This is a genomic window from Rummeliibacillus sp. NPDC094406, assembly GCF_044763875.1.
In the GTDB taxonomy this organism is placed as follows: domain Bacteria; phylum Bacillota; class Bacilli; order Bacillales_A; family Planococcaceae; genus Rummeliibacillus.
Map to the genome: position 1 here is coordinate 209,797 of NZ_JBIWGZ010000005.1, position 18,607 is coordinate 228,403.

General features: G+C 35.3%; 15 protein-coding genes. 5 read left to right on the forward strand and 10 right to left on the reverse strand.

Features of this window, described 5'->3' with window-relative positions; all coding sequences use genetic code 11:
* Both ACIQ4I_RS14785 and ACIQ4I_RS14790 read right to left on the reverse strand, forming a co-directional pair.
* A complete protein-coding gene (locus ACIQ4I_RS14785; RefSeq protein WP_403097245.1) occupies nucleotides 1-573 on the reverse strand; it encodes a nitroreductase family protein in 573 nt (190 codons plus the stop codon).
* A gap of 106 nt (nucleotides 574-679) precedes the next feature.
* Entirely contained in the window at nucleotides 680-1,162 is a 483-nt protein-coding gene (locus tag ACIQ4I_RS14790; RefSeq protein ID WP_403097247.1) for an amidase domain-containing protein, read from the reverse strand.
* 188 nt (nucleotides 1,163-1,350) lie between these two features.
* Between ACIQ4I_RS14790 and ACIQ4I_RS14795 the strand changes: the two genes are divergently transcribed.
* Nucleotides 1,351-2,373 (forward strand): DUF2804 domain-containing protein, encoded by a 1,023-nt coding sequence (locus ACIQ4I_RS14795; RefSeq protein WP_403097249.1) that lies wholly within the window; start codon nucleotides 1,351-1,353, stop codon nucleotides 2,371-2,373.
* A 365-nt stretch (nucleotides 2,374-2,738) separates the two neighbouring features.
* On the opposite strand, the gene ACIQ4I_RS14800 is transcribed toward ACIQ4I_RS14795, so the two are convergent.
* Nucleotides 2,739-3,617: a LysR family transcriptional regulator gene (locus ACIQ4I_RS14800; protein WP_403097251.1), complete on the reverse strand. Its 879-nt coding sequence runs from the start codon at nucleotides 3,615-3,617 to the stop codon at nucleotides 2,739-2,741.
* Between the two features lie 260 nt (nucleotides 3,618-3,877).
* Here ACIQ4I_RS14800 and ACIQ4I_RS14805 point away from each other — a divergent pair, with 260 nt between their 5' ends.
* Both ACIQ4I_RS14805 and ACIQ4I_RS14810 read left to right on the forward strand, forming a co-directional pair.
* On the forward strand, nucleotides 3,878-5,101 hold the full coding sequence (locus ACIQ4I_RS14805; RefSeq protein ID WP_403097254.1) for an amidohydrolase family protein: 1,224 nt from the start codon (nucleotides 3,878-3,880) through the stop codon (nucleotides 5,099-5,101).
* Between the two features lie 31 nt (nucleotides 5,102-5,132).
* A complete protein-coding gene (locus ACIQ4I_RS14810; protein ID WP_403097256.1) occupies nucleotides 5,133-6,356 on the forward strand; it encodes an amidohydrolase in 1,224 nt (407 codons plus the stop codon).
* Between the two features lie 270 nt (nucleotides 6,357-6,626).
* Here ACIQ4I_RS14810 and ACIQ4I_RS14815 read toward each other — a convergent pair whose 3' ends face one another.
* Together ACIQ4I_RS14815 and ACIQ4I_RS14820 are read right to left on the reverse strand one after the other, a co-directional pair.
* On the reverse strand, nucleotides 6,627-8,156 hold the full coding sequence (locus ACIQ4I_RS14815) for a COG4705 family protein (RefSeq protein ID WP_403097258.1): 1,530 nt from the start codon (nucleotides 8,154-8,156) through the stop codon (nucleotides 6,627-6,629).
* A 666-nt stretch (nucleotides 8,157-8,822) separates the two neighbouring features.
* A complete protein-coding gene (locus ACIQ4I_RS14820) occupies nucleotides 8,823-9,557 on the reverse strand; it encodes a glycerophosphodiester phosphodiesterase (protein ID WP_403097260.1) in 735 nt (244 codons plus the stop codon).
* Between the two features lie 143 nt (nucleotides 9,558-9,700).
* Here ACIQ4I_RS14820 and helD point away from each other — a divergent pair, with 143 nt between their 5' ends.
* Nucleotides 9,701-11,926, forward strand: coding sequence for an RNA polymerase recycling motor HelD (gene helD / locus ACIQ4I_RS14825; protein WP_403097261.1), 2,226 nt, complete (start codon nucleotides 9,701-9,703; stop codon nucleotides 11,924-11,926).
* Between the two features lie 224 nt (nucleotides 11,927-12,150).
* Here helD and ACIQ4I_RS14830 read toward each other — a convergent pair whose 3' ends face one another.
* From ACIQ4I_RS14830 to ACIQ4I_RS14840, 3 genes are all read right to left on the reverse strand, one after another.
* Nucleotides 12,151-12,291 carry a hypothetical protein gene (locus ACIQ4I_RS14830; protein WP_403097264.1) on the reverse strand — a complete coding sequence of 47 codons (141 nt, stop codon included), beginning with the start codon at nucleotides 12,289-12,291 and terminating at the stop codon, nucleotides 12,151-12,153.
* A 104-nt stretch (nucleotides 12,292-12,395) separates the two neighbouring features.
* Entirely contained in the window at nucleotides 12,396-12,524 is a 129-nt protein-coding gene (locus ACIQ4I_RS14835; protein ID WP_403097266.1) for a hypothetical protein, read from the reverse strand.
* Nucleotides 12,525-12,559: 35 nt separating this feature from the next.
* Nucleotides 12,560-13,423, reverse strand: coding sequence for a GNAT family N-acetyltransferase (locus tag ACIQ4I_RS14840; protein WP_403097268.1), 864 nt, complete (start codon nucleotides 13,421-13,423; stop codon nucleotides 12,560-12,562).
* Nucleotides 13,424-13,541: 118 nt separating this feature from the next.
* Here ACIQ4I_RS14840 and ACIQ4I_RS14845 point away from each other — a divergent pair, with 118 nt between their 5' ends.
* Nucleotides 13,542-14,588: an acyltransferase family protein gene (locus tag ACIQ4I_RS14845; RefSeq protein ID WP_403097271.1), complete on the forward strand. Its 1,047-nt coding sequence runs from the start codon at nucleotides 13,542-13,544 to the stop codon at nucleotides 14,586-14,588.
* 117 nt (nucleotides 14,589-14,705) lie between these two features.
* Here ACIQ4I_RS14845 and ACIQ4I_RS14850 read toward each other — a convergent pair whose 3' ends face one another.
* Together ACIQ4I_RS14850 and ACIQ4I_RS14855 are read right to left on the reverse strand one after the other, a co-directional pair.
* On the reverse strand, nucleotides 14,706-16,529 hold the full coding sequence (locus ACIQ4I_RS14850) for an ABC transporter ATP-binding protein (protein ID WP_403097273.1): 1,824 nt from the start codon (nucleotides 16,527-16,529) through the stop codon (nucleotides 14,706-14,708).
* On the reverse strand, nucleotides 16,522-18,255 hold the full coding sequence (locus ACIQ4I_RS14855) for an ABC transporter ATP-binding protein (RefSeq protein WP_403097275.1): 1,734 nt from the start codon (nucleotides 18,253-18,255) through the stop codon (nucleotides 16,522-16,524). Before ACIQ4I_RS14855 ends, ACIQ4I_RS14850 begins: the two co-directional genes overlap by 8 nt.
* Nucleotides 18,256-18,607 lie beyond the last annotated feature (352 nt).

The window sequence follows — 18,607 nt, forward strand, 5'->3', positions numbered from 1 at the left end:
TTATTCACCAAAAATCGTAACGATTTCTTCTGCTGGTTTACGTGGTTTTTCTTTTGGAATAGCATCAAAGTATCCGAATTGAAGCATGCTGATGATGCGTTCTTCTGGTTTCACACCTAATGCTTCACGGAATTTTGGATTGTCAATCCAATTTGGTGTTTTCCAACATGCGCCTATTCCACGGTCCCATGCTAATAATTGCATATTTTGAATGAAGCTACTAGCTGCTGCAAAGTCTTCATAACGTTCCTTTTGGCGAACATCTTGTGGAACAATGACAAATGCATATGCGCCTGGAGTAACGAACTTTTGCATTTTTTTCGCAAGTACTTCTTCAGATAATTCTTTCCATTCCGGAACTGCATATTCACGGATTAAATCTTTTAAAGTATCTAGTTCAGCCCCACAAGCAAGGACTAAACGCCATGGTTGACGATTACCGTGATTTGGCGCCCATACAGCAACGTTGATAATTTCCATTAAATCTTCACGGTCTACAGGTTGACCATTGAACAATTTAATAGAACGACGTCCTCGAATTGCTTCCTTGACTGATAAAGATTGTTCATTCATCATAATCACTCCTATAATACGAACACAATTTACGTTGAATATACTTGTATGTATATTACCCTCTCCACCTTACCACAGTCTGTTGGAAAATAAAAAGAACATCATCTTATGGAGTTACTTCTATATGCATGAAATAATATTTTATATTTGGTGTATATGCGCTCGAATCCTCATATGTCCATAAACGATGATAACTGTTCGTCGTATGTGCATTGACATAAGGTACACCATTTATTATGCTCGTTACAATTAAAGAATGATCGATTCTACCATCCCCAGTAAAATCGAGGAAAATCAAATCCCCTAACTCTAACTCGCTTTCGCTTGAAACTCTTTTTCCTTGTAATCCTTTTTTAGAATTTTGTAAATGCCAGAAAAGTGCATTTGCTGTAGTCCAGCTATAACTCCATGTTCCTCCCTTTAACCACCATCCCTTGATTCTATCAGGGTAACCTGTCATGGGTGCTTCACCTGCTAGCAAACATTGTGAAATAAAATTTGTGCAATCATCATCGAATTTTGGAAATGCAGGATTGAAATGGTTCCACCAACGATTCGCATAATCAACCGCCTTTTGCCTATTATACATAGTCCATAACCTCCTATTGTACTGTATGTAAGGACAAATCCAATTGATACTTATTCTGGGAGTGTTATAACAAATATATAACTTTTTCAACATTCCTATTATGAGTGACCAATATTACACTTTTTTTGGTACAATGAGAACAATATAATTATGTATCTCCTATTTTTATGTTTGAAAGGATGTTTGATTTGACACAGCATGCTGAAAAAGAAATTGTTGACGTGACATTACTATGTGATAAAAAAGGCAACTTAAATCCTACTGCTATCGGTTATGCAAGAAAACCTATTATACAAAGTAATCTGAAAGGTCATATATTACGTAAGAAAAAATGGAATTATTGGTGCGTTTTTGGTGACGATATTATGTTCTCAGCGACGATTAGTCATTTAGATTACGCAGCAGTTTGTTTCGTTTATTTTCTCGAATATGAAACGCAAAGGTATTTTGAGAAAACCGTCACTATTCCTCTTGGGTATAAGCTAAAAATGCCAGAGAATGTTTTAGAAACAGTGTCTTTCAATAATAATGATATTAAGATTCAATTACTTTATTCTCAAGGTGAGACACAGATGACTGTGACGATTCCTGATTTTGATGGGGACCTTTTGCATGCCGATTTAACAATCAAACATCTAGAAGACGATGATTCACTGAATGTCGTCATCCCATGGAATCGTCAAACGTTTCAATTTACGGCAAAGCATCATTCTTTACCCGCAAGTGGTTATGTGAAAATTGGAGATAAACGTTATAATTTTAATGAGGAAGATTGCTTTGCCGTTCTTGACTATGGACGTGGAATATGGCCACGCGAGGCAACTTGGAATTGGGGTATGGCTTCACAACGTTGTGGCAATCACCGTATAGCATTAAACTTTGGTGGTCAATGGACAGATGGAACCGGTATGACAGAAAATGCTTTTTTTGTTGATGGCAAAATGCAAAAGATTCATGAAGATGTTATTTTCAAATATAATAATAAGAATTACATGCAACCATGGCATATTACAACGAAATTTACGGATGATGTACAACTAATATTTACACCATTCTTTGAACGAGAAGCTACTACTGATGTAAAACTAGTGAAATCCTCAGTTCACCAGATGGTAGGCTACTATAATGGTCGTATTCGCTTGAAAAATGGACGTTATATGCCTATCCAACAACTACTCGGTACAGTAGAGGATCATATCGCAAAATGGTAATTATATACAGAAAAAGAGAGCCTATTACATTTTAGAATAGACTCTCTTTTATTCTTTGTAGCAATCTTACACATTTCTTTACCCCTCAGTTAAATTAGGGTCTTAGTTACATCTAATTTTGACTTTGATAAATAGAATACTAAACCTAAGATTATTATGATAAAAGTACAAATTTACCTTACTAGATTAAACTAAATCCTTTATTTAAATAGCGGTCTTTTTCAAAAAAAAGGTGAAGCATTCTACTAATTTAACATTATCCTTTAGTTCAACTTTCTCCTGATAGTAAAAGTTTCAGATCTGGTGCTGTTCATTATAAGAAGGTTGTCACCAGGCTGTTGTTTTAACTTAAAACTTATAATCAACTAACAAAACCTACTTCTAAATAAATCAACAAAGTTATGAGCAGCCTTAGATAAGTAATGATTCTTCAACCATATTAATCCCACTGAGGCATTCAAACTTGTATTAGAAATTTTTTGAGCGTGTATTGGATAACCTTTATGCAGTTTAAGTAATGTTTCCGGGACAATGGACGCACCAAAATCAGATGAGACTAAATTCATTAATAGTGTAATGTCACTACACTCACCAATAATGTTAGGTTGTAAGTTTAATTTAGAAAATGCTTCAGAAATCAAATAATGTACACCTAATCCTTCTGTACTAGGTAAAATGAGTGGATAGTTTTGTATTTCATCCAGTGTGGCTTCATGATCCGACGGCTTTTGATTTTTTGATGTAATAAAATAAAATGGTTCTGTATAAAGGTAAAGAACTGATAAGTTTTCTAAATCCAATGGCAATCGAATGAACGCCAGCTCTACTTTCCGCTCTCTTACTAATCTGCAAAGATGAGAAGATTCATTTTGCTGAATTTTATATGTAATATTAGGATATTGTTGTTGAAAGTGTTGTAGTAATTCAGGTAACTCTGCAACTGAAAATGTATTAATACCAATTGTTAATCTTCCATTTACCCCATTTTCGACTTCTTTGACTTCCATTTTTGCCTCTTCCATTAATTGGGTCATCTTTAAGGCATATTTATATAAGGTTTTCCCTGGTTCTGTTAATTCTAAAAATTTCCCACTTCTTTCTACTAATTTTGAGCCAAGTTCCTCTTCCATTGATTTTAGTTGTTGGCTTAATGGCGGTTGAGAGATATGGAGTCTTTCAGCAGCAGCTGATATTTTTCTTTCCTCAACAATTGCTATAAAATATCGCAGTTGTCTAATGTCCATCTAAGAATCACTCCTTTTGTATTCGAAAAAAGTAAGTAAAACTTATTTTTTTAATATTTTTCATATAGTAATCTCCATGTTAGCATATTTGTATAAGATGCAAAAGGAATTGTGACATTCCAGAGTCTCTTAATAATTGGATGTTATTTTGCTAACTGCAAATTAAGTGAATCCCAATTCCCCATAGAGTTCACAGAGAGAAATCTGAAATGGCAAGACGAAACATCAATCATTAATCAGGTTAAGGAGGAATACAGTAAATGCCGGATAAAGCCTACTGGTTAACGAATGTCAAATTAGAAATTGGTTACCACTATAAAAATGGTATAGTTTCAGGAACAAAAACTGACCAGTTCCATATTCGTATTGAAGATGGAAAAATAAATGAAATAATCTCTACTAACCAACCTATAGAAACAAATTTACCTATACGAGATGCCAAAAATTATTTAATGCTTCCATCCTTTAGTGATATGCACATCCATATTGATAAGACATATTATGGAGGCCCTTGGAAAGCACCAATGATCCCTACTAAAGGAATTATGACAAGATTAGAAGAAGAGCGTGAATTACTCCCTATCCAATTGCCTGTTGCGGAAGAAAGAGCGAAAAAATTACTAGAATTGCTGTTAAACTCAGGTTCAACTCACATTCGGACACATTGTAATGTTGATCCTATTATTGGGTTGAAAAATCTAGAAGCAACTTTAAAGGCAGTGGAAGCTTTTAAAGATAAAGCTTCTGTTGAAATAGTTGCTTTCCCTCAGCATGGTTTACTTAGAAGTAATTCTATTAAACTAGTTAGAGAAGCATTGCGCAGTGGTGCTACTATTGTAGGTGGTGTTGACCCAGCTACAATTGACGAAAATATTGAGAAATCATTACAAACTGTAATGGAACTTGCAGTAGAAGCAAATGCAGGCATTGACCTTCATATTCATGACCCTGGTCATCTTGGTATCTTCACGTTTAAACGATTGGCATCTCTAACAGAAGAAGCGGGATGGCAAGGAAGAGTCACCATAAGTCACGCACTCGCTCTTGCTGATATTTCAATGAAAGAAGCAAGTGAAGTAGCAGAGTTACTAGCTCATCATGATATTTCAATTACATCAACTGTTCCTCTTGGAAGAACGATTCCAATACCTTTATTAAAGGAAAAAGGAGTTAACGTATTTCTAGGAGATGATAGTATTACGGATCACTGGTCTCCATTCGGAAAAGGAGATAGTCTCGAAAAAGCAGGAACACTAGCGGAACGTTTTAGTTTAAGTGATGAACGTGCACTTGGACAATCCTTAGGATTTATTACTGAAGGCGTTACCCCTTTAAATAAAGATGGAGAACGTGTTTGGCCAAATGTAGGTGACGATGCTGATCTCGTTTTTGTTGATGCAAGCTGTTCTGCTGAAGCTGTTGCAAGGAGAGCCAAAAGAGTAGCTGTTTTATTTAAAGGTAATCTAGCATCTGGAGTATTTTAATAATTCCGAAAATAAAAAGGAGAAATATGATATGAGCTCAACTTTTTGGCTAACAAATGCCTTATTAGAGACAGGCTACCAATATAATCATGGAGTTATAACTGGCACAAAAACAGATTGTTTCCATTTATTAATTTCCGATGGAAAAATTTCAATGATACTATCTTCTAACGAAACGATTTTAGACGATTTACCTCAAAAGGACGCGAAGGGATTATTGGTTCTCCCATCTTTTATCGAAAAACATTGTCATTTAGATAAAACTCTCCTAGGTGATAAATGGCGCTCTGTCACGCCTGTTAACAGTATTTTTGAACGGCTTGAAATCGAGAAAACTGTCCTACCAAACTTAGAAACTACTACTCAAGAACGTGCAGAAAAATTACTAGATAATTATTTAAAAACCGGTGTGACCCATGTACGTACACATGTGGATATCTATCCTGAAGTTGGTTTAAAGAATTTAGAAGAAGTTCAAAAAGCATTGCAAACTTTTGAAGGAAAGTTATCTTATGAAATCGTTGCATTCCCGCAACATGGTTTATTGCGTACAAAGGCAAAGAATTTAGTAAGAGAAGCTCTACGCCAAGGAGCAAGCCTTGTAGGTGGAGTTGATCCAGCTACTGTAGATGGTGATATTGAAGCATCTTTACAAGAAATGATTGAACTTGCGGTTGAAGGAAATGCGGGAATTGACTTACATTTACATGATTCGGATCATCTAGGGGTCTTCACAATGAAACGCTTGGCTCAGCTAACGAAAGAAGCTGGTTTACAAGGAAAAGTTGCGATTAGTCACGCATTTGGACTTGGAGATATCACTCTACCTCAATTAGAAGGCGTTGCAGAAGAATTAGCTGATGCAAGGATCACTATTATTACAAGTGTACCGATAAACCGAAAATTCCCACCTGTTGGTTTATTACGTAAGAAAGGTGTTGAAGCTGCTGTCGGTTGTGATAATATTTTTGATGTTTGGTCGCCATTTGGAAATGGAGATGTATTAGAACGTGCCGGTCGTTTAGCAGAATTTTCAAGATGGACAGATGAAAAATCATTAGCACAAACCCTCAATTATATTACAGGTGACAAATCACCTCTTAATGATAATGGAGAACAAGTATGGCCAAAAGTTGGTGACGATGCGAGCATAGTGTTAGTTGAAGCATCTTGTTCCGCTGAAGTCATTGCAAGAAGGCCAACACGTGTTGCAACGATGTTCAAAGGAAAAATCGTTTCTGGTTCTATTGGATAATAGTAAAAATCAAATAATATAACAAAGAACTGTCTATGTTTTCTAGACAGTCCTTTACCAACTTATAAAAAAACTTATGCGTCACACGTTAGATGATCTAACGCTTTTCTAACTTTCTTTGCAAAGACCAAGTGGATCCAGAGAAGCTTCGATATTAACGTAAATTAAATGCGGATTATCCTGTGTCATCCAATTTGTTTGAAAAGCTCGATCATAAGACCTTATCTTCAACGCAAAAAAAGGAACCGCAATTAGCGATTCCTTTTTTTTTTATTTATTTGCTCCGTTTATGACACTAAGCGAATCGTTAAGTGCAGTTTTGCACTTAACGGCATCAGGATTTGATGAACGAACTGATGCTAACACAACGTCAATTGTTCCATCTATTTTAGTCCATGTTGTGCCATCTACTTTTCTTAGTTTAGGCTCTGCTACATCCCATTGATGTTCTAAAGCGTCAGCACTTTTTTTCGCCGCAGTAAAGTTATTTGAGTTTACTTGGTTTAGCATATCACTTTCAATTTTAGCGAAATCTGTTAATTGACCAGATAATGTAGTTGCTTGCGATGCTTTATTTGCACTGTTTAAAACACTAAGCGAATTAGTAAGTGCAGTTTTGCACTTGCTTACATCAGGGCTTGATGAACGAACTGATGCTAACACAATGTCAAGCGTTCCATCTATTTTAGTCCATGTTGTGCCATCTATTTTTCTTAGTTTAGATTCGGATGCGTCCCATTGATGTTCTAAATCGTCAGCCTCTTTTTTCGCTGAAGTAAAGTTATTTGAGTTTACATCCTTTAACATATTATTTTCAATATTAATAAAGTCTGTTAATTGTCCAGCTAATGTAGTTGCTTGCGATGCGACGCTATTACTGATTGAATAGTAACTGCCTATACCACCACCTAAGAAAATGCACAGTACTACAATGGTTTGTATCAAAACATTCTTCTTGTTTCCATTTTCTTGGTTTGTTTCTGCAGTATCACTTTTCCCTGTTGTATCAATTTTTGTAACAGCTAGAAAAACGATGATTGCTAAAATAGCTACAAGGAAAATTATACTAGTAGTTGTTGTTCCTAAACCTAACCCGCCATTAACTTTTGGTTGAGATAGGAAATCTCCTAATGATGCTCCAAGTGGACGAGTAAGAATATACGCAATCCAAAACGCTAATACAGCATCAAGTTTCAAGAATTTATATGCCAAGTAGATAACAGCAATAATAATAATAACTATTGTTCCCGTTTTAACATAACCCAGACCTAGTTGTTCGGAATATAAATCTCCGACTGCAGTTCCAAGTGCAAATGTGAAAAGAATAGTAAGCCAATAGAATACTTCTCTTCTTCTAGTATAAATTGAGTGGATCGAAAGTGTTTTTTCACTAAGATACCAGAAAAGAAAAGTTAAACCTAGCAGCACAGAGAAAACTGCTGTACTAACCTCTAGTCGTACTCCTATATTATCTGTCAAATTATCAGTTACCAATGTTCCGAATACACTTATTAAAACAACAGTTGTCCAATAAATTGCTGGAACGTATTTAGTTGCTCTGAATTGAAGAAACAAGAAAATGAAAAACGCAATTCCCATAAGTATGGTAGTGTTAGCTAATCCTAAACCAAGGTTGAAATTTAGGAAATCAGCAAATGTTTCTCCGACAGTTGTACATAAAATTTTGATAACCCAGAAGAAAATAGTAACTTGTGGAACTTTGTTTAGCATTTGTCTGCCTAGTGATGGATTGACTGAACTTCCACCTGGATTAGTTGGACTAATTCCTTGATCTTTCATAACGGCCGATTCCTCCTAATTTTCTTAAATTAGACTTTGTTTATAAACTGTACAATTATTCCTTTGCCTATTCTGTTTAAATAAAATATATCCACGACTAATGAAATCTAGACTATTTCAATAACATAAAAGGCATACACCCATTATAATAGAACAACATAAAAGGAATCTTAGTAGGTATTTAGTAGACAATTAAAATTAAATTAAAAATGAATTAAAAACGAAAAACGACAGCAATGAACTGTCGTTTTCTTCTAAAAAATTATTATATTAATAAGCTCCGCTTTCCGTGGGCGAACTGACGAACCTCCTCGTGCGAAAACCCTTTGCTCCTGCGGTTACTCGTCGCAGAAAATTCCTTTTGCAAAGCAAAAAGAATTTTTCGCTTCCTGCGGGGTCTCGTCTAGTCCGGTTTCCCACAGGAGTCTACGCTAATTCCACTTCAACTAAGATAGCTATACAAAATTTTCATTATAAATTTTCATCTTTTTTACTTTTTTAGTGCCTTTAACATAGTGCTACTAAGCCGAAGTGTGCTGCGCGGTGCAGACTATTAATGGATACTGTTATTTCCCCCTAAATAGCACTTTTCAAACATCAACAATGATATTTAACAGCACCAATTATAAAACAAAAAATCTGATAATTTATAATTCACAATACCATTCAATTTCCGTATCTTTTGCGATAGGCATGACGGTATAATTTTTCAGGATAATCTGTAAAAACTGCTTCTACTCCAAGCTCTTCCATTAGCTCATAATCCTTAAGTGTATTAATCGTGTAGACACGTACTTTATTCCCTGCTTCTATGGCCATTTTCACAGCTCGACGTTTGGCAGCGACTAGTGAGACATGAAGTGCGTTAGTACCAATCCACTTGCTGTAATCATCTAAATTTACTAAAATCTTCATGAATAGCGCACCAACTTCATTGAATGGTGCTTTTGCAAGAACTCTTTCTACCATTTCATGATCAAACGATGAAAATAGCACGCGTTCCATCATGTCATGAGATTTCACTGTCGCTATTACATCATCCTCTAAACCTGGATATTCAAAAACATCTGTTTTAAATTCGATGTTAATCATATGATGTGTAGCTTTAAAAAGATCCAGCACTTCATCAAGGGTTGGAATTTTTTCACCTGCAAATTGCTCACCTTTCCATGAGCCAAAATCATACGAACGAACTTCTTCAAAAGTCATGTCTCGAATATAGCCTTTGCCAGTTGATGTACGATCAATTTTTTCATCATGATTAATCACTAACACACCATCTTTAGTACGCTGAACATCTAGTTCAACACCGTAAATTGGTAATCTTGCTGCTTCTCGAAATGCTACTAATGTATTTTCTGGAAAGGTACCCGATGCACCACGGTGCGCAAATATATTCATCTGACTTATTCCTCCAACATTTCTTATCTTGTTCCTTCCATCCTACGGCGCCTGAAACTTTTAAACAACGTTAAACTTCATTTAAAATGATAACAAGCGTATAGTAGTAATTATTACCCTTTGAAAATACGGGAGGCGATTTCATGACACAACATCCGGATTTTAAAGAAGAAGAGCAACATTTAGCTTATACAAAATATTATATGCAAAAGTTGTTAGATGAATCAAAACGTGATGTGCAAACCGCACAAGAAAATATTCGTACTGCGATGGCTGATTTAGATTATTTAGATTCCAGTTTAAGTTACCAAAATATTTTAACGAATGCTCGCTTCTTTGATATGGCCAAAAATCAAAGTGAAGGGTTAGAAGCGATTCGTCAAAAACCTTATTTCGCACGTATTCACTTTCAAAAAGAAAATGAGCCAGCTGAAAGATTATATATTGGGAAAACATCCTTGTTTGATCGCGAAACGCAAGAACCTATTATTGTCGATTGGCGTTCACCAGTCGCTAATGTCTACTATGATGGACGTCTTGGTGATTTAACATATGAAGTAAACGGCGAAGAAAATAATGGTCACCTCTACTCCAAGCGACAATATAAAATTGAAAAAGGACGATTACTTGAAGTCCGTGATATTGACCTCACTACAAATGATGAGCTCTTGCAAGATGCATTAGCTGGAAAAGCAGATGTTCGTCTAACTGAAATTGTCTCAACAATCCAAGCTGAGCAAAACGAAGTTATTCGTGCACACTTAAAACAACCAATTCTCGTTCAAGGTGCCGCTGGTAGTGGTAAAACAACTATTGCCTTACATAGAATTTCTTATTTTCTATATACGATGGGCGAACATTTCCGTGCACAAGATTTAATGATCCTAGCACCGAATAAATTATTTATCGACTATATTGCTGACGTTTTGCCAGAACTAGGGGTTGGTCAAATTTGCCAAACGACATATGCTGAGTATGTGCAAAATGCTACGAACATGAAACTGAAATTACAAGATCCAAATGAGCAGCTTGAAAAGTTAGTAGAACAAGATACAATAGATGAAATTGCACTCTGGGTTTCCAAAATGAAAGGAACACTTGAATACCGTGACATTATGGCTCGATATGTCACCAAAATAGAGCATGAAATTGCTGATCAATTTGAAGATGTCTATATTGAAAAATATCGTATTTTAAAAGCTTCACATATACGTAGACTTTTTTTAGAGGATTATAATTATTTATCTTTAGAAAAAAGAATTGCAAAAATTCGTTCTGTAATGCAAAACCATGCGCGACAAAAGAGAAAGCAGCTACTTTATACTTTAAAAAAACGGTATGATGCAGTATTAGATAAGGCGTTATTTGGTATTCGTGATGATGTAAAGCGTAAAGAAGTTGTGACTAAATGGATTGATGAGCGAGATGAACGAATTCCTGCAGTTGAAAAAGAGGCAAAAACTGTAGTTACCCGCTATATGAAACGATTTGAAAAATACAAGATTAAACCACTCTATCGTGAATTTTTAACAAATCGAGCTTTACAAGAAGAACTGGCGCCAGAATGGTCAAAAGAAGAACATGACCGTTTTGAAGAAGCTCATAAAAAAGAAATATGGGCTTTAGAAGATTTAGCCGCTATATTCTATTTGCAAGCTAAAATTAAGGGTATAAAAGATGAATGGAAGATGAAAGTTGTATTTATCGATGAGGTACAGGATTATAGTTTGTTCCAACTTGCAGCTTTAAAAGAGGGTCTTGAAACGGATATGTTCACAATGGTGGGTGACCTTGCACAAGGAATTCATAGTTATCGTTCATTAACAGAATGGTCTCCTGTTCGGGAGCTTTTTCCACGTGCCAGCTACAAGACATTGCAAAAAAGTTACCGTACAACAATTGAAATTATGGCTGTCGCTAACAGTGTTTTAGAGAAAATGGATGAAGATTTACCTTTAGTAGAACCTGTTGTTCGTCATGGTGAAGAACCAATATTTCATGAAATGGCGCAATTTGATGCTACTCAAATTGCTGAAATCTATGGGCAAATTAGAAATAGAGGACATCGTTCTATTGCACTTATTTGTAAAACATCAGATGAAGCTAAAAAAGCCACTAAAGTCTTGAAAAAAGCAAAGGTACATGTGCAGACATTATCAGAAACATCCGGAATTGATCAAGAAGCTTTGCTTATTATTCCGAGTCACCTTGCAAAAGGCCTTGAATTTGACGCTGTCATAATCGCAGCAGTTGATGATCCATTTCGAGATACAACGATTGATCGCAAACTTCTATATGTCGCATTAACCCGTGCAATGCATGAATTGCATTTGGTTGCTGCTAGAAAAGAGGATTTTTTATTACAATAGATTAAATATAAGGGGATATCTATAAGTCATTAAAATAAATGAAGAAATTAAATTAGCACCCCCGCTTTGCATAAAGCGCGAGAATGTGCCGCATGAGACAGTTGGCTCATGCAGTTTACACGCTTAGCGGGGGTGCTCTTAGAATATATGATTACTTTACTTCGTTTACCTTTTTATAAATCAAGGATTGGATTTTCTTCGACCCTTGATCTGCCACAAAGTTTTTACTTTCGAGAAGTAACTGGGTAATAACGCTTTTTTTGACTCTCACTTTTACCTAATTTCCGTCCTAAGATTTTACCAAGAATTTGGCTAATTAAATTCTTATGAACACCTTCTACTTTTTGTAATGCGGGTAATCTCATGAAAATCCCCCCTAAAAGTAAGTTATATTCTTATAATACGTTGATAACCCCAATATATGTATGTTGTACAAAGGGAATTTTCAACACATGGCTACTTTTTTAGACTACTTTGTATTTCGATTTTTAACTACTCTTTGCTCTGTTAATTTCTGCTCTAGCATTGTCGTTAACATTGATTTCGGATAGCCTTCTTCTCTTGCAGTTATACTATCTCCGAAACAAACAATTTTCATAACCTTCACACACCATTTCTTTCAAAATCAATACATTATTTCTTAATAAAATAATCTACTTGCTGTACTGATGTAAATCCTGCTTTTTGGTAGACACTAAGTGCGTTCCTATTATCAATTTCAACATCCAACAAAACCTTTTGTTGTTGTTTTTGATGTGCATAATTTTTTGCCCATTGTAAGACAGCTGAGCCAATTCCTTGATCTCTTAGTGATTGCTGAACAGTAAAAGCTGTAACCCATACACCTACCTCGTTTTCTACTATAGAAACAGTTGCAACTACTTGTTGATTAAGTTCTACCATATTAAGCAATCGTCCAGGTGTGGTCGTATTAAAATTAATGAGTTCATCTGTTTCTTCAGATATGTCGCCAAACCCATCATGCATTAGTGTAACTAATATATCTCGATCTTGTTCGATAAATGGGCGAACAAGGATGTCTTTAGAAAGTTCACATGATTCTGCAGCCGCCTGTAATGTTGCTTCTGAAGAATTGTATTCATACCCTAGTTTTTGCAAAAAATGATGTCCAGCAACATCATTAAATGACACCCCCATGTCACCTGTTGCACCTCGTTCAACTAAAGCGTTGATAAATCCTTGGACAAGCGCTGTACCAATCCCTTGTCTTCGATAGTCAGAATGTACAACTACACTCCATTCATAAGTATTAAGGCCAAATAAGTCTATCGCACTAAGTGCACCTAATAATTCCTCATGTTCGTTATATGCTAATACAACTAACCCTTGGCTTTCATAGTTATTCCAACTATCGGCATTCATTAATAGAGCGATGTCCTGATTTTTAGCAGTATTTGCATTTTGTATTAAATCTTTCAACTCTTGAATTGTTAACTCATCAAGTGGATAAGAAGCTTTCAATAAAAAGATATCCATTCATAAGTCCTCCATTCTGTAATTATTTTGAAATATAAATGATATAAATATTTTACATTTTTCTACTTTTCAGACTAAGACTAATGGTATAGAATATCGCATTGGAGGCTTAAAAGTAATGAATAAAAAACGATTAACCTGGGTCGATGCGACAAAAGGTTTTTTAATGATATTAGTAGTAATTGGACATTATCCTAAACATTTAGATTCCCCCTTACTAACATATATTTACTGGTTCCATATGCCTGCATTTTTTGTTCTAAGTGGTTTATTTTTTAGACCCGCAGACTCTAATGCGGCAATGATTCAATCCATTAAAAAACGAACGATTCAGCTAATGATTCCTTATATTTTTTTCCTATTAATCATAACATGTTCACGCTATACAATAGCATTTATGACAGGTAACACAGATTTAGAATGGTACAAGCATGATTTACTTACAATCCTATTTGGAGGACGCTTTGCTCGAGGTTCTTATGGTGTTATTTGGTTCATCACTACATTATTCTTCACCTATATCTTATTCTTATTAGTAACACGTTATTTAAATCGAGTAAACCAGGCTCTATTCATAAGTTTGTGCTATGTACTTGCTCAGTTCGAAAGTTTTTATGTTGTCAATATTGTTGGTGGAACTGTTGATAAAGCATCCCAAACAATTATGCTACCTTGGAATTTAGATGTGGTATTGATTGCAGTTGTCTATTTTGCGATTGGCTACTACGCAAAGGAAATCTTCTTACATGTACGTCTTCCTTTATGGATCACATGTACAGCAATTGTATTAATGGCTATGCGACTGACTTGGAATAAAGAATTAGACTATCACCTTAGTTTGAAATTTATTCATTATAATCATCCAATATTAGATATTGTTCTTCCTATGGCATCTCTTATTATGATCTTTGGTTTCTTCCAATTTGTCACGAAGTATATTCGCTTAAAGATATTAGAATTCATCGAAATGCATTCCATTACGATCATGTATCTACACATCTCCGTTGATAAATTTATGAATAACTTTATAGAGTATGAATTATTAGGTTATACATTGATATGCCTAATTATTCCACTCATTATTTCGGTCATTATGAAGCGATTTATTCCTTATTCAACTCTATTGATGGGTAATCTTCGGCTCAAAAAGGATGCAAAATCTTAAATCTACCCAAGTATTTATTTTTCAAGAAAGAGCTGTTTATAAGCAAACTATTTGCTTATAAACAGCTCTTTTACACAAATTAATGGAAAGTCAAGACCCCACCGAAGCTTCACTTTATTACAACTTCGATTGTTGTAGCATTTGATAGAATATTCCTTTTTTCGCAATAAGGTCTTTTCTCATACCCGATTCTACTAATTGTCCTTGCTGCATAACTAAAATGATATCGGCTTTTCTTACAGTGTTTAGACGATGTGCAATAACAAAGCTTGTGCGTCCTTCCATTAAACGTTCAAGTGCTTCTTGTATTTCTAATTCTGTCACCGTATCAATACTACTTGTTGCTTCATCTAACAATAAAATCGACGGGTCTGCTACAAGTGCTCTAGCAATGGATAATAACTGTTTTTGTCCTTGACTAATTTCTCCACCGTCTGCTGTTAAAAACGTGTCATAGCCTTGTGGCAATGACATGATAAAATCATGTGCATTTGCTTTTTTAGCAGCTTCGATCACTTCTTGATCTGTCGCACTTAGTTGACCATATCGAATATTCTCTTTTACTGTTGCTTCAAACAAGAATGGTTCTTGAAGGACAAAGGCCATTTGGCTACGTATATTTTCACGAGAGAATGATTGAATTGGCTGATTATCGATTAAAATTTGACCTTTTTGGACATCATAAAAACGAGCAAGCAGTTGCATAATCGTTGTCTTACCAGCCCCCGTAGCACCGACTAAAGCAGCTGTTTGACCTTTTTTTACATGAAAATTGATATGTGAAATTGTCTGATTTTCTTCTTCTGCTTCATATTTAAATGACACGTCCTCAAACTTAACATCACCTTGTAATTTATGCATTGGAACATTTTTGGATTCATCTTGTTCTTCTGCCTCGTTCATAATTGAAAATACTCGTTCTGCACCAGCAATTGCAGATAAGACATTATTAAATTGATTTGATAAATCGTTTAAAGGCCTCGTAAATTGACGAGTATATTCTGCAAATATCACTATTGTGCCAATCGAAACATAGCCCTTTAAAGCAAGAAGTCCACCAACACCTGCCACCACTGCAAAACTTGCATTGTTTAGTAAATTCATAACTTTTGGAATAGCTCCTGAATAGACATTTGCCCAATAGCCCACTCGACGCAAATGACTACTTTTCTCTGCAAAATCATCAATCATACGTTGCTCTTGAGAGAAAGCTTTCACAACACGCTGTCCTGATATTGTTTCTTCAATCATGCCATTAAGCGAACCTAATGCTTGTTGCTGAGCCTTGAATAATTTCCCTGTTCTTCTTGTAATCCATCGAGTAGAGATAAACATAATAGGAATAATAAGCATGGTCATAAAAGTTAGCAAAGGACTCATCGTAAGCATTACTATTACAGTCCCTACTAGCGTTAAAACACTGGAGAATACTTGGATAAACGTACTATTTAAAGTAGAACTAATATTATCCATATCATTCGTCATACGACTCATTAACTCACCATGCTGTCTTTTATCAAAGAACGAGATTGGTAATCGTTGTAGTTTCGTGAATAGACCTGTACGCATACGATAAACTGTTTGTTGCGCTATTCCAATCATCCAATAGTTTTGCAAAAATAGCGAAATAGATAAACTAATATATACAAACACAAGTCCTACAATCATTGTTTTTAAGCCGGTAAAATCCTTTTTCATTATATGATCATCAATTATTTTACCAATTAAATAGGGACCCAATAATGACAAAATAGAGCTTACTATAACCATTACTAATACAACAATTAATAAACCTCTTTGCTCATCAACAATTTTCCAAATGCCACCTAATGTTGTTCGCCAATCGCTTGCTCTTGCGCCTTTTCTTTTTTTAGAAGTCTTTATATCTTCCTTAGAAAGAACAGGTTCATAACTAATTGAACGTAGCCAAGATCTAATCATCACTTTCCACCGCCTGTTCTCGCTGAGACTGAGCAATTTTTTGATATAATGATGAACTTTTCATTAGTTCATCATGTGTACCAAAAGCAGATACAACACCATTTTCTAACAGTAAGATTCGATTTGCTCCTTGTGCTGTGCGAATTTTTTGTGTCACAACAAGCATTGTTGCTCGCTCATTCGCTAATGCTTCCCACAAAGCAGACTCCGTTTTTATATCAAGAGCACTTGTACTATCATCTAATAATAAAAACTCAGGTTTACGTAGGATTGCTCTGGCAATGGACAATCTTTGCTTTTGTCCCCCAGATAGATTAACTCCTTTTTGCCCTACACGCGTTTGATAGCCATTAGGGAAATGCATCACTGAATCATGAATTTGTGCCTGTTTTGAAGCTTTTTCTACTTCCTCTAATGATGCATCCGTTTTACCCCAAGTTACATTGTCGAAAATAGTCCCTGTAAAAAGTAGAGAGCGTTGTGGTACATAACCAATCGCATGCCGAAGATTTTCTACATTCCATTCCTTACTATCTACACCATCGATTAAGATTCTTCCTTCCTTGACGTCATAAAACTTAGGAATGAGCTGTAGCAATGTAGATTTCCCTGAACCTGTTGCCCCCATAATGGCTATTTTTTCACCTTGTCCACAAGTAAATGAAATATTTTCCAATACATACTGATCTGTCTGTGGATATTTAAAAGAAACATTTTCAAACGTAATATCGCCGTTCTGAGATGGCTTCTCTAGACTAGAATGTGCAATGACATCCTCAACACCACCTGCTATAAGAAGAATTTCCTCCATTCGATCGGCTGATGCCTTCGCACGAGAGAATAACATAATGATGAATGCGAACATTGAAAATGACCCTGTCATACGCATTGTATAATTGATAATTGCGGCAATGTCTCCTATTTGAGTTTGCTCATGTTGAATTTGCTCTGCGCCAAACCATAAAACTGCTAGCATCGCAACATTCATGACAATTAACAATATCGGTTGAATATATTCCATTAAACGTAGTGCACTTGATGTATCCTTTTTCAAGGCATGTGCTATTTTCTCAAAACGACTTGCTTCATATAAGCCCCTTAAATAAGCCTTTACTAAGCGCATCGCTTGTAGATTTTCTTGAATCACCCGATTTACTCGATCTACTCTACGCTGTACTGCTGCAAACTGGCTTATACTTTTTTTCACCATTAAATACATAAAGAGCGCAAGTATTGGAACCCCTAAAAATAAGTACATAGCCAATGATGCATCAACATAAAATGCCATAATTAAACTACCAACTACAACTAATGGCGCACGTAGCATAATTCGTAAGCTCATAAAAAATACTTGTTGAACCTGTGTTACGTCATTCGTCATCCTTGTGATCAATCCGGAAGAAGGAAAACGTAAAAAAGTTGTCATAGTAAATGACTGTACTTTTCTGAACAAGGCATTACGTAAATCAAATGCAAAATTCTGCGCTGCATATCCTGAAAAAAAGGAATTTAATATGCCGGCAATAAATGCCAGAAAAGCTAATGCTAACATAATAGCTCCCCATACCCCAACGGTATGAACATCTTTTGCAACAATTCCTTCATCAATAATTTTTCGAATAAGTAATGGTTGTGTAAGCTCAACTGCTAGTTCGACGAACATCAACATAAGTGCGATACATGCAGGCACTTTATATGTTTTTATGTATTGAAAGATTGTCTTCAATATATATTCCCCCCTTCAACTTTTTAGATAAAATTTAATTTCCATTAATTATGATATATTCGTAACCCGAAATAAAGAAGTTTACCCTAGATTATTCATAGATTTTTTTCTAAAAGACAATACAAAGATGATTGTTCTGATTTGTTTAGCCTTTAATGTGTATTCGCATCACTGTTGGGCCTTTCTTGCTTATTTTCCCGCAGGATTTTCACAGTTCCTACTAACTTCTAAAAATTTATTAAGATAGCTGAGAATCCATTTCTCTAAAAGTAATAAAAAGGGCGAAATAACAATATAGTCTTAATCTTCATCATCAGTTTATCCATATGATTTATGGTGAAGGTATGAATAA